Origin of the sequence: Streptomyces niger, from assembly GCF_000718305.1 — a bacterium.
Classification (GTDB): domain Bacteria; phylum Actinomycetota; class Actinomycetes; order Streptomycetales; family Streptomycetaceae; genus Streptomyces; species Streptomyces niger.
On record NZ_JOFQ01000002.1, the window covers coordinates 205,701 to 226,923 of the forward strand.

Consider the following 21,223-nt stretch of genomic DNA (forward strand, 5'->3'; position numbering starts at 1 on the left):
CTCGGATATGGCGGGTATCACGGATATCACGGGTACGGGCGGGAAATGATGGACGGGGACGGCGTTCGACGGTGAACGCGCCGCAGTACACAGGGGGTACAGCATGGCCGCCAGGCCACTCGTAGCGCGGCAGCCGAACGAACGGCTGCAGGCGCTCATCCAGGAAGCTGCCTGTTCCAACGCCGGACTCGCCCGCCGCGTCAACGTGTGCGGCGCCGAGCACGGCCTGGATCTGCGCTACGACAAGACGTCCGTCGCCCGATGGCTGCGCGGCCAGCAGCCTCGCGGCCGGGCTCCCGCGATCATCGCCGAGGCGCTGGGCCGCAAGCTGGGGCGCACGGTCACGATCGACGAGATCGGCATGGCCGACGGCAAGAACCTCGCCTCCGGCGTCGGGTTGCAGTTCTCGCCCACCGTCCTCGGCGCGATAGAGCAGGTCTGCGAGTTGTGGCGGAGTGACGTGGGCCGCCGCGACTTCCTGAGCGGCTCGACCGTCGCCGCGTCCGCGCTGGTCGAGCCGAGCCGCGACTGGCTGATCACCGGCGCCGACACCCAGGTCGCGCGCAACGCCGGGGCCCGTGTGGGCCTTTCGGACGTCGAGGCGGTGCGTTCGATGACGAGCGCCCTCAGCGAGCTGGACCACCAGTACGGCAGCGGGCACGTCCGCCCGGTCGTCGTGCACTACCTGAACAGCGTCGTCTCCGGGCTGCTCGCCGGCTCGTACCGCGAGTCGGTCGGCCGCGAACTCTTCGCAGCCGTCGCCAGGTTGACCGAGCTCGGCGGCTACATGGCCGTCGACACCGGGCAGCCGGGTCTTGCGCAGCGGTACTACATCCAGGCGCTGCGGCTGGCCCAGGCGGCCGGCGACCGCGGGTACGGCGGGTACGTGCTCGCCGCGAGCATGAGCCACCTCGCCGCCTCGCTCGGCAACCCCCGCGAGATCGCCCAGCTCGCGCGGGCGGCCCAGGAGGGCTCGCGCGGGCACGTGACGCCGCGGGCCGAGGCGATGTTCTGCGCCGCTGAGGCGCGCGGGCACGCGCTGATGGGGGACGAGCGGGCGTTCCAGAGCGTGGCCGCGCGGGCGGTCGGCGCGATGGAGCGGGCCGAGGCCGGTACGGACGCGGGCGACGACCCGGCGTGGATCTCGCACTTCGACCCCGCCTACCTCGCCGACGAACTGGCCCACTGCCACCGCGACCTGGGGCAGGCGACCGCGGCCGGCCAGCAGGCCGAGCAGGCGCTCGCCGGGCTCCCCGAGAGCCGGGCGCGGCGGCGCGCGATCGGGCTGGTGCTGCTGGCGAGCGCGCAGGTGCAGCAGCGCGAGATCGAGCAGGCGTGCCACACGGGTACGCGCGCTGCCGAGTTGCTGAGCGGGCTGCGGTCCTCACGAGGAGCGGAGTACCTGGAGGACTTCCAGGCGCGGCTGGAGCCGTACCGGGAAGAGGCGGTGGTACGGGAGTTCGCGGCGCGTCTGGAGCTGCGGGCGGCGTAGGCGGAGCAGGGCGGTGCCGCCGCTCCCTTCGGGGAGCGGCGGCCGTCTGCTGTGTGCCGTTCTGTCGTGCGTCACCTTTGTCCGTGGATCTGCTGACATCGACGCGTGCGACTGGTGGGTGTCAAGTGGCCGGTGACCAGGGGACGTGGTCGAACGCGACTGCTACCCGGTAGCGTGAGCCGACGATTTCGTAAGAAGCAGAAGTAGGAGTCCCGGTGACGCAGAGCGGACAGGGTGGCGACCCGCAGAGTCCTGCGGGCGGACCCGCGCGCGAGGGCGTGGTGCTGCCGGCGAACGGCGGCGAGCCGTACGTGCCGGACCAGCAGTCAGCGCCCGCCGCCGGCCAGCCGTGGGGCGAGCCCTGGGGGCCCTCCCAGGCCCCGCAGCAGGGTGTCTACGGGGCCCCGCAGCAGGACTCCTTCGGGGCGCCGCAGCAGGGCGCCTACCCGCCGCCCCAGGGCCAGGCACCGGTGCCTCCGATGCCGCCGGCGCAGCCGTCGGCCGGTCCGGGACACCCGGGCGGCCAGGACGCGTACGGCGCGCAGGGCTCGTACGGCGGCCAGGGCGGCGCTTACGGTCAGCAGTCCGGTTATGGCGCGCAGCCCTCCTTCGAGGCGCAGGCTTCCTTCGAGGCGCAGCCGCCTTCCTACGACGCCCCGCCCTCTTACGGCGGCCATGGCACTCACGGCGGTCGGCACGGGGACGCGCCGCACCAGCCTTCGTACGGCGACGCCCCGAGCGCCTTCGGGCAGCAGCCTTCCTACGGCGCGCAGCCCTCCCAGGGCGGTGCGCAGCCCTCCCAGGGCGGTGCGCAGCCCTCCCAGGGCGGTGCGCAGTCCTTCCAAGGCGGTGCGCAGCCCTCCTACGGTGGCGCGCAGAACGCGTATGGCCAGCAGCCTTCCTTCGGTGGCCAGCAGGCTCCTTTCGGTGGCCAGCAGCCCCCGGCAGCGCAGCAGCCCCCGTACGGCGGCCAGGGCACCTACGGTGCCCCGAACGCGTACGGCGGCAGCCAGGGCGTCTACGGCGGCGGCACGGACGCCGACCGGGGCACCGGCGCGAACGGCGGTTACGGCTACCCCCAGGAGCCCGCCGCTTCCCAGCAGTCCGCCGCCCCTGAGCAGTCCGGTACCGACGGGGCCGGGAGCGGTTCCGGCGGCGCGCTCGTGCGGGCCGAGCGGCAGCCCGCTGCGCCGCTGCCGCCCGCGGCCGACCAGCAGCACGGGGCGGGTGCGCCGCTGCCGCCGCCCGCCGGCGGCCAGGGCGCCGGCCCGCTGCCGCCCGCCGCCGGGGAGGCCGATGCCACGCAGTACCTGCCGCCCACGGCCGGGGACAGCGAGGCCACCCAGCTCATCCCGCCGTTCGCGGGCCAGCAGAGCCAGCCGGGCCAGCAGAGCCAGCCGGGCCGGCAGGACGGACCGGGGCAGCAGGGCGGGCCGGGTCGGCACGCCGGCCCCGGTGCGCAGCCGATGCCGCCGGCGCAGGGCGCGCCCGGGCCGATGCCCGGCTCGCTGCCGCCCGAGAACAAGCGGCGCGAGTCGGACGCCGAGTCCACCACGATGCTGCGGCGGCCGACCATGCCGAAGGCGCCCGCCTCGCCCGACGGCACCGAGGCGGCGACCCAGCTCATCCCGCCGGTCGGCGGCGGTGCGCCGCAGCCGCCGTCGGGCGCGCCGTTCGCCATCCGGCCGGGCATGCCGGGCGACCGGCCGACGCCGGCCGAGTTCGACGGCCTCTTCCGTGACGGGCCGGCCGGTGCCGCCGAGGCGGACTCCCCGGCCGCCACCCAGCAGATGCCGCGCTTCGAGGAGCCCGCCGCGCAGGGCTTCGGAGGGCAGCAGCCGTACGGGGCGCAGCCCCCGGCGTCGCAGCAGCAGCCGGGCCCGGCTCCGCAGCCGGCCGGCTTCCCGCCGCAGGGCGGCTTCCCCACCGAGGACCGCCAGGGGCACGGCGGTGGCGGCGGGCGCCGTCGCAAGCTCGCGCCCGCCGCGATCATCGGGGCCGTCGTGGTGGTGTGCGTCGGTGCCGGGCTGGGTGTCGGCTACGCCCTCAGTGGCAGCGGCGACGACGACAGCACGAAGCAGGAGGGCGGCAAGTCGTCGGCGGGCACGGTGAAGCGGGAACAGCCGTCGCCGACGGCGGACCCGGCCGAGGCCCAGGCCAAGGACTTGGACGCGCTGCTCAAGGACAGCAACAACAGCCGCTCAGCGGTGATCGGCGCGGTCGGGAACATCAAGTCCTGCACCAAGCTCGGCGACGCGGCCAAGGACCTGCGGGACGCGGCGAAGCAGCGCAACGAGCTGGTCGCCCGGCTGGGCAAGCTCTCCGTCGACCAGGTGCCCGACCACCTGGCGCTGACCACCGCGCTGACCAACGCCTGGAAGTCCTCGGCGGCGGCCGACAACCACTACGCCACCTGGGCCGACCAGATCGCGCACGCGGGCAAGAAGGGCTGCCACAAGGGCAAGGCGCGTGGCACCAAGGCGGCCGTGCAGGGCAACACCGCCAGCGGCCAGGCCACCACGAACAAGAAGGAAGCCGCGAAGCTCTGGAACCCGGTCGCCAAGAAGTACGGCCTGACCGAGCACAGCCCGGAGCAGCTCTGAGGCCCGGCCCGAAGCTGCTCCGAGCCACGTACGCCACGTAGGCTCGTCGGCCTCCCTCAGGCGTCCTTCCGCGGCTTCTCCAGCGTCTTGGTGAGGTTCACGAAGCCGGAGTGCGTGGTGACCAGTCGGCCGTCCCGTACGACCTGGTAGGTCACCATCGCGTTCACGATCCGGGGGAAGGACTGCACGGCGAGCATGTCGTCGTAGCGCCAGCGCAGCTTCGGGGTGAGGCCGCCGGTGTCGACCGCCCGGTCCCCGCTGTCCAGCGCCTGCTGGAGGGAGCGTGCGGTGACGTCCCGGCCCTCCTCGGTGACCTGCTCGACGGTCGCGCGCAGCACCGTGTAGGCGATCCACGTGGTCTGCACGCCGGCGTCCGCGGGGTCGATGCGGTTGTCGTCGAAGGCGTGCTCGGTGATCACGTCGCGCATGGTGTTCCAGCGCGGGTCGCGCGCGTCCGGGTACCAGCCGGTGACCAGCGCGCCCTCCAGCGGGCTGGACTTGCCGCCCGTACGGTCCACCAGGGTCTGGTTCACGCTGCCCAGCACGGACGCCATCTGGACCTTCGGCTTGTCCTCCTGGAGACGGCGGAAGGAGTCGAAGAACGTGTCGGTGTGCTCGCCGAGGGTGGCGGTGACGCAGGCGCCCTTGGCCCGGGCGCCGAACTCCGCCGTCCCGTAGAACGCCGGGTCGGCGCCGACCTCGTCCATCGCCTGCTGCGCCGCTCCGGTGTAGTCGGTGGCGTTCTCGGGCGCCCGGACGTCGTGGGCCGCCGTGCGGCCGCCGGTGGCCAGGCCGGAGTTGAGGAGCGGCGGCATCTGGTCGCCCTGGATGGTGTCGGGGCGGACCAGCGAGACCCGCTCGCACTCGTCGGCGAGCTGCCGCCCGTTGCCCGCCAGCAGGGCCGCCTGACCGCCGTTGACCGGGTAGGACAGCGGGCTGTCGAACTCCTCCGTGGAGACGCCGTACCCGCCGATGTACGGAATGTTCGCGGCCTCCAGCGGGCCCATGAAGGACCGGCCCTGGCGGCTGTACGAACCGACGACCGCGACGGCGTGGTGGTCGACGGCCTTCTGGGCGCAGCGCGCCGCGGCGACCGAATCGTTGCGTTCGTTGCAGGTGAGCACCCGCAGCTGGTGGCCGGCGATGCCGCCCTTGGCGTTGACCCAGCGCGCGTACGCCTCGGCCATGGCGGGCATGCCGGCCATGTTCGTGCCCTTGGTGCCCGAGGGGGCCCAGGTCATGACGGTGATCGGAGCGCCGCTCCCGGCGCCGGCGGCGTTGCCCGAGGCGCCGGGCAGCGAGCCGCAACCGGTCAGCAAGGACGCCAGCACCGCCGTGCACGCCGTCGCTGAACGGATAGCGGTGGCGCGGTGGCAGAAACGGGGGAAGGAACGACGCCGTCCGGTCATGTCCCCGCACTTTTCCGGCCAGGACGGAACACCTGAGTGCTGTCCGGGTAACGGAAAGTGACACGGAGGTGAACAGCGAGAGAGGCCTCGACGGCTTGCTCATCCGGTGGCGGGAAGGCCCCGACGGCACGATTCGTCCGGTGACGGGGGAGGCCCGGCCACCGCCTCCTGACCGAGACCGTACGATCGATTGCTGTGCAAGGTTCGGAGAAGTCTTCCCGTCGCGGCCGCCGCTCGACCACCATGGGCGCCATGCCGCTCAACGACATGCCCTGGTGGCGCTGGCGCGCCAATGTGCGCTCGGCGCTGCACATGCTTTCCGACCCCGCCTTCCAGCAGGAGACCTGGGTGGCCGGCCTCCCCGGCTACGGCGATGTGACCGACGCCGTGTACCGGCTGGTGGAGGACACCTGGCTGGACAACTGGTCCGCCGAGAAGTACGTCGGCACCATATTCCGGGACTCCCAGGAAGCCGCGCTGGTCGACGTCGCCGTCCTCCGGGTGCTGCGCATCCTGCACCAGGTCGGCGCGGACGCCCCGGCGACCGCGTACCTGGAGCACCACGGCTGGCCCGAGGCCGTACGAGCCGCGCGGGACGCCCACGTCCGCATGGCGACCGCCGACGGCGAGGACCCGGACGCACCGCCGCGCTCCCTCGAGGTGCTGGCCATCCTCACCAGGGGCCTGGAACCGCAGGAGTGAGCCGGGCCACACGAGGCCCGGGCTGGCGGCGGCGACCGGACGGTGTACGAGGGGCCGGAATGTGCGACCCTTTGTCCTCATGAGCCAGTCGAAGCCCGCCCTCTCCGATCAGTACGTCCTGACCCTGTCCTGCCCGGACAAGCAGGGCATCGTCCACGCGGTGTCCAGCTACCTCTTCATGACCGGGTGCAACATTGTGGACAGCCAGCAGTTCGGGGACCGGGACACCGGACTCTTCTTCATGCGGGTCCACTTCCGCGCCGAGACCCCCGTCACCCTGGAGAAGCTGCGCGCCAGCTTCGCCGCGGTCGGCGACTCCTTCCAGATGGACTGGCAGATCCACCGGGGCGACGAGAAGATGCGCGTCATCCTGATGGTGTCCAAGTTCGGGCACTGCCTGAACGACCTGCTCTTCCGCTCCCGCATCGGCGCGCTGCCGGTGGAGATCGCGGCCGTGGTCTCCAACCACACCGACTTCGCCGAGCTGGTCGCCTCCTACGACATCCCCTTCCACCACATCCCGGTGACGAAGGACACCAAGGCGCAGGCCGAGGCGCAGTTGCTGGAGCTGGTCCGCGCCGAACAGGTCGAGCTGGTCGTACTGGCCCGGTACATGCAGGTGCTCTCCGACGACCTCTGCAAGGAGCTGTCGGGCCGGATCATCAACATCCACCACTCCTTCCTGCCGAGCTTCAAGGGCGCGAAGCCGTACCACCAGGCGCACGCCCGCGGCGTGAAGCTGATCGGTGCCACCGCGCACTACGTCACCGCCGACCTCGACGAGGGCCCGATCATCGAGCAGGAGGTCGCGCGGGTCGGCCACGGCGTCACGCCCGACCAGCTCGTCGCCGTCGGCCGGGACGTGGAGTGCCAGGCGCTCGCCCGGGCCGTGAAGTGGCACAGCGAGCGCCGCGTGCTGCTCAACGGCAGCCGCACGGTCGTCTTCGCCTGAGGCCCCGCCCCTCGCGCCTGAGGCCCCGCCCCTCGCGCCTCTGACCCCGTCCCTCGCGCCTCTGGCTCCGTCCCTCGCGCCTCTGACCGGTCAGAGGCGCGAGAGCGACGCCGTCGCGAAGAGGACGTCGCGGATGGCGTCCCGCTCGCCGTGCTGGCCCGCCGCCGCGTCCTCGGGCGACACGTGCCCCGCGGCCAGCTGGCAGAACTCCACGCTGTCCAGGGCGATGTGCGCGACGGTGTGGTCCGGCGTGCCGAGCGCGCCCGGCGAGTCCAGCGAGATGTACCAGTGCCCGCCGCCGCTGCCCTCCACCTCCAGGTGCAGCGTGCGGCCCGGCGTGCCCGCCTCGACCAGCCGCCGCGGCGGCGTCGCCAGTCCGGTCCGGCGCCGCACGGCCAGCGCGGAGGGCAGCAGCCGGGCGGCCAGGTCGACCATGCCGTGCATGTGGTCGGCGGCCGGCGCCTCGTACGGATAGTCCACGGCGTCGGCGATGTCACCGGCGTGCACCCAGCACTCGAAGGCCCGCTCCAGCATGGAGTCGCGCAGCGGCAGCCGGAAGTCGCCGTACGGCACGGCCAGTTCGGCGACCCCACGGCCTGCGAACGCCACCGTCCGTATCAGCGCGTGGGTCTGCTCGCGCCACGGCTCACGGGTGGCGAGCGGGGACTCCTCGTGCACCGAGGTACGCCAGTACGCGAGCGTGCGCTCCGTCGGATCGGTGGGGGAGTCCTCCGGAATCTCGGCGCCCAGCGGGTCGGTGAGGCCGAGGGCGCCTGCCACCAGGCCGTCCACGGACATCAGATGGCCGATGACGCCCGCCACGGTCGTGGTCCGGCCGGCCGCCCGGTCGTTCTCGAACCACCGCAGCCGGACCGGCGCCCGCCACTCCGCCTCGCCCATGTCCCGCAGCAACGCGTCCAGCTTGGCGGTCTCCGCGTCGTACGGCCCCGCCCACTCGGGCACCGGGATACGGGCGGGACGGCGGCCCAGGCAGCCCTCCAGGACCCGGCTGCGCAGCAGCGGGTCCAGGTCCAGGCTGTCGGCCGGGTGCAGCAGACCCACCGCGTCCCGCAGCCGCAGCGCCTCATCGGCACACGTGGCGCAGTCCGTGAGGTGCGCCTCGACGGCGGCGGTCTCCTCGGCCGAACAGGCGGCCAATGCCCAGGCGCCCAGCAGCGACTTGAGCACCGCGTGCGGCGGCTCGGGCCGGTCGGTGCCGGCCGGGTCCTGGTCCGTGGTCCCGTCCTTCTGCGTGGCGGCGCGCTCGGCACCGCCGTCCGGGCTGTCCGGGCTGTTCGCGTTGTTCGTGTCGTCCTCGGGGGCGTCCCGCTCCGCCGGCGGGTCCGGCTCGGGGCGCGGCACGCGCACGTCCGGCAGCGGGCCCTGGTCCTCGGCGGGGCGCCGCGGGGCCGGTATGCGGGGTCGCTCGCCGCGGCCGGGGCAGGGGCGGCCCGGCTCCTCGGGACCCTGCGGGCCGAAACGGTCCCAGTCCTCGGGGCCGTTCACAGTGCCCGCCCGTATCCGGAGCCGGTCGGCGGTGGCGGCGGTGGGGGCAGGGCGCCCGGGCGGCCCGGCGTGGGCGGGCCCGCCTGGTGGTTGTGCGCGGTGGCGAGGAGTTGCAGGCCGAGCCGGAGCCTGCGGCGCGCCTCGTCCTCGGTGACGCCGAGGTCGGCGGCGGTCTGGCGGTAGTCGCGCCGCTGGAAGTAGGCCAGTTCCAGCGCGGCACGCAGCGGCGCCGGCATGGAGGTGACGATGTAGTCGGCGCGGGCCGCGGTCGAGGCGGCGTTGATCTTCTGCTCGATCTCGGCCGGTTCCGGTGCGTCGGCGCCGCAGTCCAGCGCGGAGGCGGCCTCGGTCTGGCGCAGCCGGTGCACGGCCTGGCGGTGCGTGAGCGTGGCGACCCACGAGCGCAGCGAACCCTGCTTGGGGTCGTACGCGTCCGGGTTCTCCCATATGTAGCCGAAGACCTCGCGGGTGATCCGGTCGGCGGCGCCCTCGTCCTCCAGAACGCGTTGCGCGAGGCTGTGCACGAGCGAAGCGAAACGGTCGTACAGCTCGCCCAGCGCGGCCGCTTCACCGCGGGCGAGCCGCTGCTGCATCCGCCTGTCCCAGCGCGGCGGCGCTTCGTTCACCATCCACGGCCCCCTTCCCCGTCGCCGCTGTGCCCACCGTCACAGAAGTTCATCGTCACAGAGTCCGTCGTGTGTGCGCCGTGTCATCGAATGTAGTGCTCCGGTCCGCCGGCGCACCTTCCTTTACGGCAAAACGAGCCGTGCGGCGACTGCGGATGGTATAGGTCCCGTCACTTTCTGATTGAAGTTCCTGACGAAAGTCGACTGATACGGATCGTTCATGCCCTTTTTTGCCCGCACGTTATTCGTGTGTGACCGGATGCGGGGAGGAAAGCCAGTGATCCAGGGCATAGCCTGGGACGTGGCGGCCTGTTGCGCGAGGAATTTCTCAGGAGTTTCGGGGAAGCAGGTCCGGGCAGCCGATGCGGGGAAGGGTGCGTTCCGGATGGCTCCGGAGGCGTCCGGTCCGAGAGCGAGCGAAAGGCTTCGAGCGCGTGACGTTGAAGGTGGCAGAGGACGAGCAGGGCCGCTGGGCGGTGCTGCGGGTGTCCGGTGAAATGGATCTGGTCACGTCCCCCTCGGTGCGCCAGCACGTGCACGACGCGGTCGCGGAGGGGCGCCGCAGCGTGGTGTTGGACCTGTCCGGCGTGCAGTTCTGCGACTCCAGCGGCGTCGGCGTACTGATCGCCGCGCGCCGGCTGATGCGCTCCTGCCAGGGCCGACTGCGGCTGATCCTGCCAGCCCAGGGCGCGGTCGACGGCTCGCACGTGAACCGCGTGCTCGCGGCGCTCGGCGTGCGCCGCCTCTTCGAGGTCTACCCCGACGTGTCCACCGCCGTCGACGAAACCGCCGCGCCGCTGTCTGCCTGACGCCTTCCCGGCGTACCGTTTCCCCCGATTTCTCCCCCATGGGGGGAGCGCGAGGTCCCCTTCTCAACACAGTAGCCCCAGGGTCCGACAACGCCCCGGCACCGTCCCCCCCCGGGCGCTTCTCCCCCCCGCTCCTCCGATCTCGCCGCTCCCTCAGGCCGCCCGTGGTGGGAATTCCGCGCGTACGACGAAGCCGCCGTCCGGGGTCGGGCGGGCTTCCAGCGTGCCGCCCAGGCTCTGTGCGCGTTCCCGCAGGCCGACGAGGCCGTGACCGCCGCCGGGCAGCTGGGGCGCGTCCGCGTCCGCGTCCGGCGGCCCGTTCCGCACCTCGACCAGCAGGCCCGCCTCGGCGGTGGGCGGTTGCGCGACGCGTATCCGTACCTGGGCGCCCGGCGCGTGCTTGCGGACGTTCGTCAGCGCCTCCTGGACCGTACGGAACGCCGCTCGCTCCACCGTCCGGTCCGTCGGCGCGTCCCCCTCCACGCCGTTCTCGTACGTCACGTCCAGCGCCGACATCTCGATCAGCCGCGGCAGTTCGGCCAGGTCCGGCTGGGGCGCCGGCGCGGGCTGCGCCGCCCCGTCCTGCTCCTCGGGTGCCCTGCCGCCCGCGGCCCGCAGGATGCCGACCATGTGCCGCAGCTCCTCCAGCGTGCTCACCGACAGCTGCCGGATCGTCCGCGCGCCCTCCCGCGCCCCGGCGTCCTCCGAGGCGACCTGGAGCGCGCCCGCCTGCAGGCTGATCAGGCTGACCTGGTGGGCCACCACGTCGTGCATCTCGCGCGCCAGCCGGGCCCGCTCCGTGGCCAGCACGCGGTCCGCGATCAGCCGGTCCTCGCGCTCCAGGCTGCGGGTGAGGTCGGCGACCCGGGCCGCCAGTTCGCGCCGGGTGCGTACCAGCAGGCCCAGCCCGATCGGCCCGGCGGAGGTCACCGAGGCGTCGATCAGGACGAGGGTGTTCTCCCGGTATGCGGTCGGCTCCCAGTCGCCGATCGGGTACGGGAAGAAGTGCGCGGCGATCAGCAGGAACGCGCAGGCACCGAGCCGGAGGCGGCTCGGCCGCAGTGCGGCGACCGTGTACAGGGCGATCATCGGCGCGAACCAGATGTAGCCGATGTAGAGGCCCGGCAGGGTCGCCAGGAAGACCGTGAGCGGCAGCCGGCGGCGCAGCAGCAGGGCGAGCGCGGCGAAGAGGGAGACGCCCAGCTCTAGGGGCTGGTCGACGTCGTTGACGAGGAAGGAGTCGGCGATGCCGAGCAGGGCGGGGACGACGAGGACGGCTTGTCGGCGCAGTCGGGGCGCGCGGATGCCGGTGCGGCGGGCGGCCGCCGGTATGTCCCCCGCGCCTTGCGCGTCTCCCGGCCCTCTCATGCCCGCCGTGCTTGGTTCGCTTCCCGGTCCTCTCATGCCGCCCGTACTTTCCGCACCTCCCGCTCCTCTCCTGTCCGCCGTGCTTGGCTCGCCTCCCGGCCCTCTCATGGCTTCCGTGCCTTTCGTGCCTCTCGTGCCTCTCATGGCTCCCGCGCCCTCCGTGCCTCCCGTGCCTTCCGCGTTCGTCACCGAGGCCGTTTCCGAGGCCGTTTCCGAGGGCGTTTCCGGGGGCGTGTCGGTCGGTCTCATCTGGGGCCTCCCGTGACCAGTCCCGCGCGGTCGGCGACGATCGCCGCCTGTACCCGGTTGATGCCGCCCAGTTTGGCGAGCAGCGCGCTGACGTGGTCCTTGACCGTGCTGGGCGCGAGGCCCATCCGGCCGGCGATCTGTGCGTTGCCCAGGCCCTCGCCGAGCAGTGCCAGTACCTCCGACTCGCGCGGCGTGAGGGCGCGTACGGCCTCCGCGGCGGCGGCCTGCGTCTCGGCGGTGAGGTAGCCGCCGATGACGGCGCGGGTGACGCCCGGGTCCAGCACGCTGCCGCCCGCCGCGAGCGTGCGCACGGCGCGGATCAGCTGCTCGGGGTCGGAGTCCTTCAGGAGGAAGCCGGCGGCGCCTTCGCGCAGCGCGGCGGTCAGGTACTCCTGCGCGTCGAAGGTGGTGAGCATGGCGATGGCGGGGGGTTCGGGCGCGGCCCGCAGTCCGCGGAGTACGGTGAGACCGTCGACGTCCGGCATGCGGATGTCGAGCAGTACGACCTCGGCTCCGCTGCGCCGTACCGTTTCGACGGCCGTGGCGCCGCCGCAGTCCGCGACCATCTCCACGTCCGGCGCCGTTCCCAGGATCATCCGCAGCCCGGACCGGACCAACCGCTCGTCGTCCACCACAGCGACACGGATCACCGGTCGCCCCTTCCTGTCGTGCCGTACCGACTCCGCGAGGCGGGCCCGCACCCCCGCCGTTGGGCGGGGGTCCGCACGCGACCTGCGGAGGATGCCGCGGGACGGCACCCGCGGGCAGAGTGCTCCTCATGCTGCACCACTGAGGAGGCCACGAGCGGGTCACGCGGTGCAGCTCACACCGGCGGCCGCCGCGACCCCCACACGCGACGGCCGCCATCGGTGTGTTCGGTACCGAACGTCCTCTTCGGCCCCGTTCTCACCCGGCCCGCTTCTCTCCCGGTTCGTTCTCACCCGGCCCGCTTCTCTCCCGGCCCGGTTTCACTCGGGTCGGGTGCGCGCCCAGGAGTGCGTGCTGCCGCGGCGGGGGCTGAACGCCCGCCCCGTGGTGAGTACCAGTACCGAGGTCATCGCGGCCAGTAAGTAGGCGGTGCAGGCCAGGTCGAGCGTTCCCTCGACGGTCCGCGTCCCGGCGCCGAAGGCCCCGGTGACCGTGTAGCCCACCACCGTCCGCACCACGAGGTAGAGCTGGACGGCGGCGAAGACCAGCAGCGCGCCCCGTACGTCCCGTCGCCCGCTCAGCGCGAGCCGGCCGACGATCAGCCAGGTCGCGAGCGAGGCGAGGGCGGAGAAGGCCACCCCGGCGACCGGCGCGTCCACCGACGGGCTCACCGCCGCGTCGACGGCGCCGGCCAGGTAGGACCCCGTCCCTTGCGCGCCCGCGGTGAGCAGCCGCACCATCCAGGCCGTCTCGAACAGCCCGGCCAGCAGGAACAGCACCCCGCAGATCCGGGAGACCCGGCCCTGCCACCAGGAGCCGGCGTCCCGGCCCTGGTGCGCTTCGGGGCGCGCGGGCAGCAGGACGCAGAGCACGACGATGCCGGTCAGCAGGCCCAGTACGTGGGTGGCCAGCGTCCAGCCGCCCATCGCTTCGAAGCGGTAGGCGGAGCGGTACCCGGGGTGCAGCAGCCCGACGCCCTCCCGCAGCGAGCGGGCGAGGACGAGGCAGGCGAGCAGGACGGCGGCGGGGCGGGCGACGGTGCGCTGCGCCAGCGCCGCCCCGGCGACGGCGGCCAGCGCCACCGCGAGCGCCCACTCCTGCGGCTCCAGCGCGCCCACCGGCCCGGCCAGCGGGTTGAAGAGGCCTTCGGCGAAGTCCAGGGGGCTCACCCGGGCGTCGACCGCGCCGGTCACCACCCAGGCGAGCAGCGCGCCCGCGTACAGCGCCAGGGCCAGTCCGGCCGCGAGATAGGCGCCGCTGTGTTCGGGAGCGGCCCGGCCGGAGTCGGCGCCCGGCCGTACGTCGAGCAGTCCGCCGTCCCGCATCACCATGACCGACCCCCGATCCGCCGTGCGTCGTCGCGCCGTGCGTCGTGCCGTCGTCCGCGGTCGCCCGTCGTGCGGTGCGCCCGCCGTCCCCTGTCATTGTTCAAGGACGGTGCGCGTGCGCGCGGAGGTTCCCTCTGTGTGCTGCGGGCCCCGCGGTATGTCTCCTGGGACGGGACGGGACGGGACGGGACGGGACGGGACGGGACGGGACGGAACGGGACCGGGCGCGTCGCGCGCCGCTCAGCGCAGCCGTCCCGCGACCAGCGAGACGAAGTCGCGGATCTCCTGGCGGGTGTGGGCGCGGAGTTCGGTGAGCGACCGCCGGGTCTCGACGGAGTGCAGCTCCGTCACGTCCGCCATCAGTTGCTCGGCGAGCTCCACCACCCCGGCGTCGTCGCTGACCATCTGGGCGCGGAACATCGCCTCATGGGCGGCGCGCCGGGCCTTGTACTGCTCCTCGCGCAGCTCGGGTGTGTCCTCGCCGCAGAGCTCGTCGCCCTCGTGCAGGACGAACCACCGGTGGACCAGCACCCTGCGGTACTCCAGCAGGGCTCCCGCGTAGGCGCAGTACGCGTCGATGCGTTCCTGCCGCAACTTCTCCTCGCGGGCGAGAGCGTGGCTGCGTTCGGTCTCGCGGCGCTGGAAAAGGTGGGTGGTGCCGGCGCCGAGCAACGTGCCGACCACCGCGACCACGCTCGTGACTACTGCCTCCATATGGCCAGTTGATCACTTGGGTGTCCGTTCGCGACAGGGTGCGGAGCGGTCGGTGCCTTCTTCCGCTTCGCGAACGGTGGGGCAAGATGGCCTCCATGGGGAGCTTCGGGGGACACGGCCGCTTGATCGCCGGCCGCTACCGGCTGGCGGGCCGGCTCGGCCGTGGCGGGATGGGCACGGTCTGGCGGGCCACCGACGAACTGCTGGGCCGGCAGGTCGCGGTGAAGGAGCTGAACCTCGACGACGATCTCGGTGACAGCGGTGGCTCGCGCGGTAACGGCGGCTTCCGTGGCACCGACGGCTTCCGCGGCACGGACGGCCTTCGGGGGGCCGGGGACGTGTCCGTCCTGCGCGAGCGGATGTTGCGCGAGGCCCGTACGGTCGCGCAGATCAAGCACCCGAACGTCATCGTCGTGCACGACGTGGTGACCCAGGACGACCGTCCGTGGATCGTGATGGAGTTGGTGGACGGCGGTTCGCTGGCCGACCGGCTGGCGACCGGCGGCCCGCTGGCCCCGAGGGAGGCCGCCCGCATCGGGGTCGCGCTGCTCGGTGCGTTGCGCGTGGCGCACGCCAACGGTGTCCTGCACCGTGACATCAAGCCCGCCAACGTGCTGCTGGAGGCGGGCACCGGCCGGGTGGTGCTCACCGATTTCGGCATCGCGCAGGTGCCGGGCGGGTCGACGCTGACGGAGTCGGGGACGTTCGTCGGCTCGCCCGAGTACACCGCGCCGGAGCGGATGTCGGGCCGCGGCCACGGTCCCGAGGGCGACCTGTGGTCGCTGGGTGTGCTGCTGTGCACGGTGCTCAGCGGCGGCCGGACGCCCTTCCACCGCGATTCCCTCGGTGGTGTGCTGCACGCCGTGCTCTCCGACGAGATCCGCATCCCCGAGGCGGCCCGGCCGCTGCACACGGTCGTCAGCGGGCTGCTGGAGCGCGACCCGGAGCGCCGGCTGACCGTCGCGGGCACCGAGCGGCTGCTGCGCGGCTACCTCCAGACCGGGCGGATGCCGGAGCCGGGCGCCGACCTCACGCCCGAGGAGCAGGTGCCGCTGCCGCCCGCGCCCGCCCGGGGGGCGTCCGCGCCGCTGCGGGACGCGCTGGACGGGCGGGCGCTGGCCGCCGCCGCCCGGCCGCACACCGGGCGTACCCGTACCGTGCTGCTCGCCGTGACGGCCGCGCTGGCGCTGGCGGGCGCGGGTGCCGGCGCCGCGGTCCTGGTGCTGAAGGGGACGGACGGCGACGGCGGGCGGGGGCCGGCCCCGACGGCGTCGACGTCGGGGAATCCGGGTCCGAGCGCGACGGCGTCGGGGAATCCGGGTCCGGGCGCGACCGCCCCGCCCGGCTACCGCACCGTCCGCGACCCGCAGGGTTTCGCGCTCGTCGTGCCGGACGGGTTCACGCGGTCCTATGAGAAGCCGCGGGTGTACTACTACTCGGCCGGCAAGCGGTTCCGGCTGGGCATCCACGTCCAGCCGCCGCAGCCCGGCGGGCCGCTCGGCACGATGCGGGAGGCGCACATCAAGGGGCCGCAGAACTACCGGGGCTACCGCGACGGCCGGGTCACCGCCACCACCCACCAGGGGCACCGGGCGGCGCTGTGGGAGTTCACCTGGGACGGCGGATCCGGGGACGGCGGGCCGCGCCGCACCTACGACCTCAGCTGGACCGAGGGCGGCCGGATGTACGACGTGTGGATCTCCGCGCCGCTCGGCGACCGGGCGGTGGCGAAACGACACTTCGATACCGCGCTGGCCACCTTCCAGGTGCTGCGAACCCCGGCCACGGGCTGACCGTCCGCCACCCGCCGGCATTGAATCCCCTGCCCAGCGGCGTTCTGGCCAGCGATTACTGGCGCGATTGTGGGCGGTCGGTGAAAACCTATTACCGGCGGGTACACAAAGCCTCCGCGGAGGCATACCCTCGGCGCCATGACGGACTCGCTGGACACCGCACAGACCGCACCCGCCGACGGCAACCCGGTCGCCTCCGCAGCGGCGGGCACCCGCACCGCTGCCGACGTGGTCACCAAGGACCTGGTCGCCCGCCTGACGCGCGGCGTGGTGGGCAGCGGCCGGACGGCGAACCACACGCCGTTCACCGGCGACGTCCTCGCCGAGCTGCCCGAGTCCACCCCCGAGGACGTCGCGGACGCCTTCGAGCGGGCCCGCGTCGCCCAGCGCCAGTGGGCGGCCACCCCGGTACGCAAGCGCGCCGCGATCCTGCTCCGCTTCCACGACCTGGTCCTCCAGCGCCAGGCCGAGGTGCTGGATCTCATCCAGCTGGAGACCGGCAAGGCCCGGCTGCACGCCCACGAAGAGGTCCAGGCGGTCGCCGTCGCCGCCCGCCACTACGGCCGCAAGGCCCCCGCGTACCTCAAGCCCAAGGGCCACACCGGCGTCGTGCCGACCCTCACCAAGGTCACCGAACTCCGCAAGCCCAAGGGCGTGGTGGGCCAGATCGCCCCCTGGAACTACCCCTTCGAGCTGTCCGTCGGCGACGCCCTCCCCGCCTTCGTCGCGGGCAACGCCGTCGTGATGAAGCCCGACACCGAGACCGCGCTGACCGCCCTGTGGGCCCGCGAGCAGCTGATCGAGGCGGGCCTGCCGCCGGAGGTCTGGCAGGTCGTGATCGGTGACGGGCCGGTCGTCGGCCCCGAGGTCGTCAAGCACGCCGACTACGTCTCCTTCACCGGCTCCACCCGCACCGGGCGCGAGGTCGCGCAGGGCGCGGCGGCCCGGCTGGTCGGCTGCTCCCTCGAACTGGGCGGCAAGAACGCCATGCTGGTGCTGCACGACGCCGACATCGACAAGGCGGCCGCCGGCGCCGTCCGCGGCTGCTTCTCCTCCGCGGGCCAGCTGTGCATCTCCATCGAGCGGCTGTACGTCCACGAGTCGATAGCCGACGAGTTCGCCGAGCGCTTCGTGGCCCGTACGAAGGCCATGCGGCTGGGCAACGCCCTCGCGTACGGCGCCGACATGGGCTCGCTCGTCGGCGAGCGCCAGCTGGAGACCGTCACCCGGCACGTCGAGGAGGCCGTCGCCAAGGGCGCGAAGCTGCTCACGGGCGGCCGGCCGCGACCCGACATCGGTCCGCTCTTCTACGAGCCCACCGTCCTCGACGGCGTCCAGGCCCCGATGGCCGTGTGCCACGAGGAGACCTTCGGCCCGGTCGTCTCCCTCTACCGCTTCCGCGCCGAGGAAGAGGCGATCGCCCTCGCCAACGCCACCCCGTACGGCCTGAACTCCAGCGTCTGGACCAAGGACGGCCGCCGCGGCCGCAAGGTCGCCGCCGAGCTGAACACCGGCACGGTCAACGTCAACGAGTCCTACGCCGCGGGCTACGGCAGCGTCCAGTCCCCGATGGGCGGCATGGGCGACTCCGGCCTCGGCCGCCGCCACGGCTCCGAGGGCATCCTCAAGTACACCGAGGCCCAGACCGTCGCCCACCAGCGGGTCATGCCGCTCGCCCCGTCGTTCGGCATGGACGACGAGAAGTACGCGGCGTTCATGTCCCGCAGTCTGAAGGCCATGAAGGCCTTCCGTCTCCGCTGACCTGCCCCACCCACACGCCCCACCCGCACGTCCACCCCTCACCACCAGAAGGCCGCACCCCGCACCCGAACCGCACCCGCGCGCACCCGAGGAGAGCCGATGCCAGGGGAGAACTCTGCCCAGAACCAGGAGCCCGCGGACGGCTACGACTACGACGTCCTCGTCGTAGGTTCCGGCTTCGGCGGCTCCGTCACCGCCCTCCGCCTCACCGAGAAGGGCTACCGCGTCGGCGTACTGGAGGCCGGCCGCCGTTTCACCCGCGAGACGCTGCCCAAGAACTCCTGGGACATCCGCAACTACCTCTGGGCCCCGGCCCTGGGCTGCTACGGCATCCAGCGCGTCCACCTGCTCGGCAATGTCATGGTCCTGGCAGGCGCCGGGGTGGGCGGCGGCTCGCTCAACTACGCCAACACCCTCTACGTCCCCCCGAAGCAGTTCTTCGACGACCAGCAGTGGGGCCACATCACCGACTGGCAGGACGAGCTCAAGCCGTACTACGACCAGGCCCAGCGCATGCTCGGCGTACGGCTGAACCCGACCGTGACCCCCTCCGACGTCCACCTCAAGGCCGCCGCCGAGCGGATGGGCGTCGGCGACACCTTCCACCTCGCCCCCGTCGGCGTCTTCTTCGGCGACGGCAAGGACGCCGACGGCACGGCGAAGGCGACGCCCGGCGGCGAGGCGCCCGACCCCTACTTCGGCGGCGCGGGCCCGTCCCGCAGGGCCTGTTCCGAATGCGGCGAGTGCATGACGGGCTGCCGGCACGGCGCGAAGAACACCCTCACCGAGAACTACCTCTACCTCGCCGAGAAGGCGGGCGCGGTCATCCACCCGATGACCTCCGTCGTCGCCGTCACCGAGGACTCCCGCGGCGGCCACGCCGTCCAGACCCTGCCCACCGACGACAAGCGCAAGGGCAAGGGCCGCATCTTCACGGCCCGCCGGGTCGTGCTCGCCGCCGGCACGTACGGCACTCAGACCCTGCTGCACCGGATGAAGGACACCGGCCTGCTGCCGCACCTCTCGCCCAAGCTGGGCGAGCTGACCCGCACCAACTCCGAGGCCCTGGTCGGCGCGCTGACCGACAACCGCCGGTACCGGAAGAAGACCGGCGAGCAGAAGGTCGACTTCACCCGCGGCGTCGCGATCACCTCGTCCATCCACCCGGACGCCAACACCCACATCGAGCCGGTCCGTTACGGCAAGGGCTCCAACGCGATGGGCGGCCTGTCCATCCTCCAGGTCCCCGTACGCGACGGCGGCGCGGCCCGCGTCCTCGGCTGGCTCGGCAGGACCGTGCGCCACCCGGTGCTGCTGGCCCGCTCGCTCTCCAACCGCCGCTGGTCCGAGCGGACCATCATCGGCCTGGTCATGCAGTCCCTGGACAACTCCCTGACCACGTACCGGAAGCCGGGTGGCCTCGGCAAGGGTCTGCTCACCGCGCGCCAGGGCCACGGCGCACCCAACCCGGCGCAGATCCCGGCCGCCACCGAGGCCGCCACCCTGATCGCCGAGGAGATCAACGGCTTCGCCGGCAGCAACGTCGGCGAGCTGATGGGCACCCCGCTGACCGCCCACTTCCTCGGCGGCTGCCCGATCGGCGAGGACGCGGACCACGGCGTCATCGACCCGTACCACCGGCTCCACGGGCACCCCGGCATCTCCGTCGTCGACGGCTCGGCGGTCTCCGCCAACCTCGGCGTCAACCCGTCCCTGACCATCACCGCCCAGGCCGAACGCGCGATGTCCCTCTGGCCGAACAAGGGCGAGGCCGACCCGCGCCCGGCCCCCGGCCGCCCCTACGAACGCCTGTCGCCGGTGGAGCCGCACCACCCGGCGGTACCGGAGAAGGCCTTCGCGGCCCTGAAGCTGCCCTTCGTGCCGGTACCGGCGATCCCGCCGAAGGCGAAGAGCTGACCGCTCACGCATGAGGGGCCGCACCCGGCGAACCAGGTGCGGCCCCTCACGCAGTCGCCGGTGTTACGCGGCAACACCGTCCGTCTTGCGACGGCGGACGACGAAGATCGCACCCGCGCCCACGGCCATCGTGACCCCGGCCACCGCCGCGATCATCGGCAGCGCCGAGGAGGAACCGGTCTCGGCGAGCTTGCCGGTGACCGGCAGCTCCTTCAGCCCGCCCTGCGGAGCGGGCTTGCCGGGCTTGTGGTCGCTCGGCTTGCCGGTCGCCGGCGGCACGTTGCCCGGGTTGCTGCCCGCGACCAGGACGTCGAACTCGTACTCCGACCCCTCCGAGTAACCGCAGAGGTCGTCCTCGTCGTGGTACGCGCCGACCGCGAAGGCGAAGCCGTAGCTGCCCGGCGTCTTGGCGTCGACCTTCAGGCGGAGCTTGGCGTCGGCGTACTCACCGGGGGCGAGGTCGGCGAGGGAGGCGAAGTAGCCGTACTCGTCGACGTTCTCCCAGGCACCGGCGTCCTCGTCGTACCACTGCACGCTCAGCAGGCCGGAGACGTCGTCGAAGTCGCCCTTGTCGATGGCCGACAGCATGACGTACGCGTCGACCGACTTCATCGCCTTGTCGGAGGTGTTCGAGGCGCGGAACGTGAAGTTGTGCCAGCCCGAACCCGCCACGACCTTGCTGGGCAGCCCGCGCAGCGTGGTGGAGATCGCCGCCTCGTCCGACGCGTCCTCGCAGGTCGGGTCCTCGGTGGGCTCGTCGGTCGGCTCGTCGGTGGCCGGCGGGGTGGTGCCGTCGGTCGGGTCGTCGGTGGGGTGGGAGGGGTCGACGCTCGGGCCGGGAGCGGTGGGCTCGTCCGTCGTCGGCGGCTCCGTCGGCCCGGCGGACCCGGAGGGCGCCGGAGTGGTCGGCTCGGACGGGTCGGTCGTCGGGTCGGTCGTGGTGTCCCCGTCGCCCGGCTCCGTCGGCGCCTCGGCGGACGGCGTGGTGCCGGGCTCGTCCGTCGCGAACGCCGCGGGCGCCGCCAGCAGCGCGGTGGGAGCGAGGACGGCCGTCGCTGCGGCAGCCGTCAGTGCACGGCGAAGCTTCATCGTGTCAAGACCTCTTCGGGGTCCGGAGTGCCGAGTGGGCGGCACGAAAGCGGTAGCGGGCCGTCGCGGTGGGGCGCGGTATGGCCGTGCGTTTACACGTACATGACCAGCCGTATGCCGAAAAGGTTGCACGCAAGATCGCGCATATTTGCGAGAGGGGCGCAGCGGGGGGCCCGGCAGGGAGGGGGCAGAGCGAAGGGCCCCGGGCGCCGTCCGCGAGGGGGTGCGGGCGACCGCGGGGCCCTTGCTGCCCGGCG

Annotated in this window: 16 protein-coding genes; 8 read left to right on the forward strand and 8 right to left on the reverse strand. The window is 73.2% G+C overall.

Annotated elements, in window-relative coordinates:
* Window positions 1-103: 103 nt before the first annotated feature.
* Entirely contained in the window at window positions 104-1,492 is a 1,389-nt protein-coding gene (locus IF20_RS04800; RefSeq protein ID WP_052863685.1) for a hypothetical protein, read from the forward strand.
* 215 nt (window positions 1,493-1,707) lie between these two features.
* The gene (locus tag IF20_RS04805) at window positions 1,708-4,095 is read left to right on the forward strand and encodes a hypothetical protein (RefSeq protein ID WP_199896492.1); all 2,388 of its coding nucleotides are present in this window, start codon (window positions 1,708-1,710) and stop codon (window positions 4,093-4,095) included.
* 56 nt (window positions 4,096-4,151) lie between these two features.
* Here the strand turns inward: IF20_RS04805 and IF20_RS04810 are convergent, their stop codons facing one another.
* A complete protein-coding gene (locus IF20_RS04810) occupies window positions 4,152-5,504 on the reverse strand; it encodes an ABC transporter substrate-binding protein (RefSeq protein WP_052863687.1) in 1,353 nt (450 codons plus the stop codon).
* Window positions 5,505-5,693: 189 nt separating this feature from the next.
* Here IF20_RS04810 and IF20_RS04815 point away from each other — a divergent pair, with 189 nt between their 5' ends.
* Window positions 5,694-6,206: an SCO4402 family protein gene (locus tag IF20_RS04815; RefSeq protein ID WP_110943825.1), complete on the forward strand. Its 513-nt coding sequence runs from the start codon at window positions 5,694-5,696 to the stop codon at window positions 6,204-6,206.
* A gap of 79 nt (window positions 6,207-6,285) precedes the next feature.
* Window positions 6,286-7,158: a formyltetrahydrofolate deformylase gene (purU, locus tag IF20_RS04820; protein ID WP_052863689.1), complete on the forward strand. Its 873-nt coding sequence runs from the start codon at window positions 6,286-6,288 to the stop codon at window positions 7,156-7,158.
* Between the two features lie 90 nt (window positions 7,159-7,248).
* Here the strand turns inward: purU and IF20_RS04825 are convergent, their stop codons facing one another.
* Together IF20_RS04825 and IF20_RS04830 are read right to left on the reverse strand one after the other, a co-directional pair.
* Window positions 7,249-8,664: a zf-HC2 domain-containing protein gene (locus tag IF20_RS04825; protein ID WP_052863690.1), complete on the reverse strand. Its 1,416-nt coding sequence runs from the start codon at window positions 8,662-8,664 to the stop codon at window positions 7,249-7,251.
* Window positions 8,661-9,293: a sigma-70 family RNA polymerase sigma factor gene (locus IF20_RS04830; protein ID WP_052863691.1), complete on the reverse strand. Its 633-nt coding sequence runs from the start codon at window positions 9,291-9,293 to the stop codon at window positions 8,661-8,663. The genes IF20_RS04825 and IF20_RS04830 overlap by 4 nt, the downstream gene beginning before the upstream one ends.
* A 431-nt stretch (window positions 9,294-9,724) precedes the next feature.
* Between IF20_RS04830 and IF20_RS04835 the strand changes: the two genes are divergently transcribed.
* Window positions 9,725-10,099 carry an STAS domain-containing protein gene (locus IF20_RS04835; RefSeq protein WP_052863692.1) on the forward strand — a complete coding sequence of 125 codons (375 nt, stop codon included), beginning with the start codon at window positions 9,725-9,727 and terminating at the stop codon, window positions 10,097-10,099.
* Window positions 10,100-10,252: 153 nt separating this feature from the next.
* Here IF20_RS04835 and IF20_RS04840 read toward each other — a convergent pair whose 3' ends face one another.
* The 4 genes from IF20_RS04840 to IF20_RS04855 all read right to left on the reverse strand — a co-directional run bounded on the left by IF20_RS04840 (window position 10,253) and on the right by IF20_RS04855 (window position 14,406).
* Window positions 10,253-11,467 carry a sensor histidine kinase gene (locus tag IF20_RS04840; RefSeq protein WP_052863693.1) on the reverse strand — a complete coding sequence of 405 codons (1,215 nt, stop codon included), beginning with the start codon at window positions 11,465-11,467 and terminating at the stop codon, window positions 10,253-10,255.
* A 245-nt stretch (window positions 11,468-11,712) separates the two neighbouring features.
* On the reverse strand, window positions 11,713-12,366 hold the full coding sequence (locus IF20_RS04845) for a response regulator (protein ID WP_052863694.1): 654 nt from the start codon (window positions 12,364-12,366) through the stop codon (window positions 11,713-11,715).
* Between the two features lie 318 nt (window positions 12,367-12,684).
* A complete protein-coding gene (locus tag IF20_RS04850; RefSeq protein ID WP_052863695.1) occupies window positions 12,685-13,695 on the reverse strand; it encodes a hypothetical protein in 1,011 nt (336 codons plus the stop codon).
* Window positions 13,696-13,932: 237 nt separating this feature from the next.
* Window positions 13,933-14,406 carry a hypothetical protein gene (locus IF20_RS04855; protein WP_052863696.1) on the reverse strand — a complete coding sequence of 158 codons (474 nt, stop codon included), beginning with the start codon at window positions 14,404-14,406 and terminating at the stop codon, window positions 13,933-13,935.
* A 95-nt stretch (window positions 14,407-14,501) separates the two neighbouring features.
* On the opposite strand from IF20_RS04855, the gene IF20_RS04860 reads away from it, so the two are divergent.
* From IF20_RS04860 to IF20_RS04870, 3 genes are all read left to right on the forward strand, one after another.
* Window positions 14,502-16,199 (forward strand): serine/threonine-protein kinase, encoded by a 1,698-nt coding sequence (locus IF20_RS04860; protein WP_052864040.1) that lies wholly within the window; start codon window positions 14,502-14,504, stop codon window positions 16,197-16,199.
* 138 nt (window positions 16,200-16,337) lie between these two features.
* Window positions 16,338-17,960 carry a succinic semialdehyde dehydrogenase gene (locus IF20_RS04865; protein WP_052863697.1) on the forward strand — a complete coding sequence of 541 codons (1,623 nt, stop codon included), beginning with the start codon at window positions 16,338-16,340 and terminating at the stop codon, window positions 17,958-17,960.
* Window positions 17,961-18,059: 99 nt separating this feature from the next.
* Complete coding sequence (locus IF20_RS04870; protein ID WP_052863698.1) at window positions 18,060-19,877, forward strand: GMC family oxidoreductase; 1,818 nt, start codon at window positions 18,060-18,062, stop codon at window positions 19,875-19,877.
* 63 nt (window positions 19,878-19,940) lie between these two features.
* Here IF20_RS04870 and IF20_RS04875 read toward each other — a convergent pair whose 3' ends face one another.
* On the reverse strand, window positions 19,941-20,966 hold the full coding sequence (locus tag IF20_RS04875) for an LPXTG cell wall anchor domain-containing protein (RefSeq protein ID WP_052863699.1): 1,026 nt from the start codon (window positions 20,964-20,966) through the stop codon (window positions 19,941-19,943).
* Window positions 20,967-21,223: the final 257 nt, after the last annotated feature.

Bases quoted from the DNA above. Each gene is read 5' to 3' on its own strand.
- IF20_RS04810 (WP_052863687.1), bottom strand. From the start codon at position 5,504: ATGACCGGACGGCGTCGTTCCTTCCCCCGTTTCTGCCACCGCGCCACC.
- IF20_RS04800 (WP_052863685.1), top strand. From the start codon at position 104: ATGGCCGCCAGGCCACTCGTAGCGCGGCAGCCGAACGAACGGCTGCAG.
- IF20_RS04875 (WP_052863699.1), bottom strand. From the start codon at position 20,966: ATGAAGCTTCGCCGTGCACTGACGGCTGCCGCAGCGACGGCCGTCCTC.
- IF20_RS04865 (WP_052863697.1), top strand. From the start codon at position 16,338: ATGACGGACTCGCTGGACACCGCACAGACCGCACCCGCCGACGGCAAC.
- IF20_RS04860 (WP_052864040.1), top strand. From the start codon at position 14,502: ATGGGGAGCTTCGGGGGACACGGCCGCTTGATCGCCGGCCGCTACCGG.
- IF20_RS04830 (WP_052863691.1), bottom strand. From the start codon at position 9,293: ATGGTGAACGAAGCGCCGCCGCGCTGGGACAGGCGGATGCAGCAGCGG.
- IF20_RS04855 (WP_052863696.1), bottom strand. From the start codon at position 14,406: ATGGAGGCAGTAGTCACGAGCGTGGTCGCGGTGGTCGGCACGTTGCTC.
- IF20_RS04840 (WP_052863693.1), bottom strand. From the start codon at position 11,467: ATGAGAGGGCCGGGAGACGCGCAAGGCGCGGGGGACATACCGGCGGCC.
- purU (WP_052863689.1), top strand. From the start codon at position 6,286: ATGAGCCAGTCGAAGCCCGCCCTCTCCGATCAGTACGTCCTGACCCTG.
- IF20_RS04870 (WP_052863698.1), top strand. From the start codon at position 18,060: ATGCCAGGGGAGAACTCTGCCCAGAACCAGGAGCCCGCGGACGGCTAC.
- IF20_RS04850 (WP_052863695.1), bottom strand. From the start codon at position 13,695: ATGGTGATGCGGGACGGCGGACTGCTCGACGTACGGCCGGGCGCCGAC.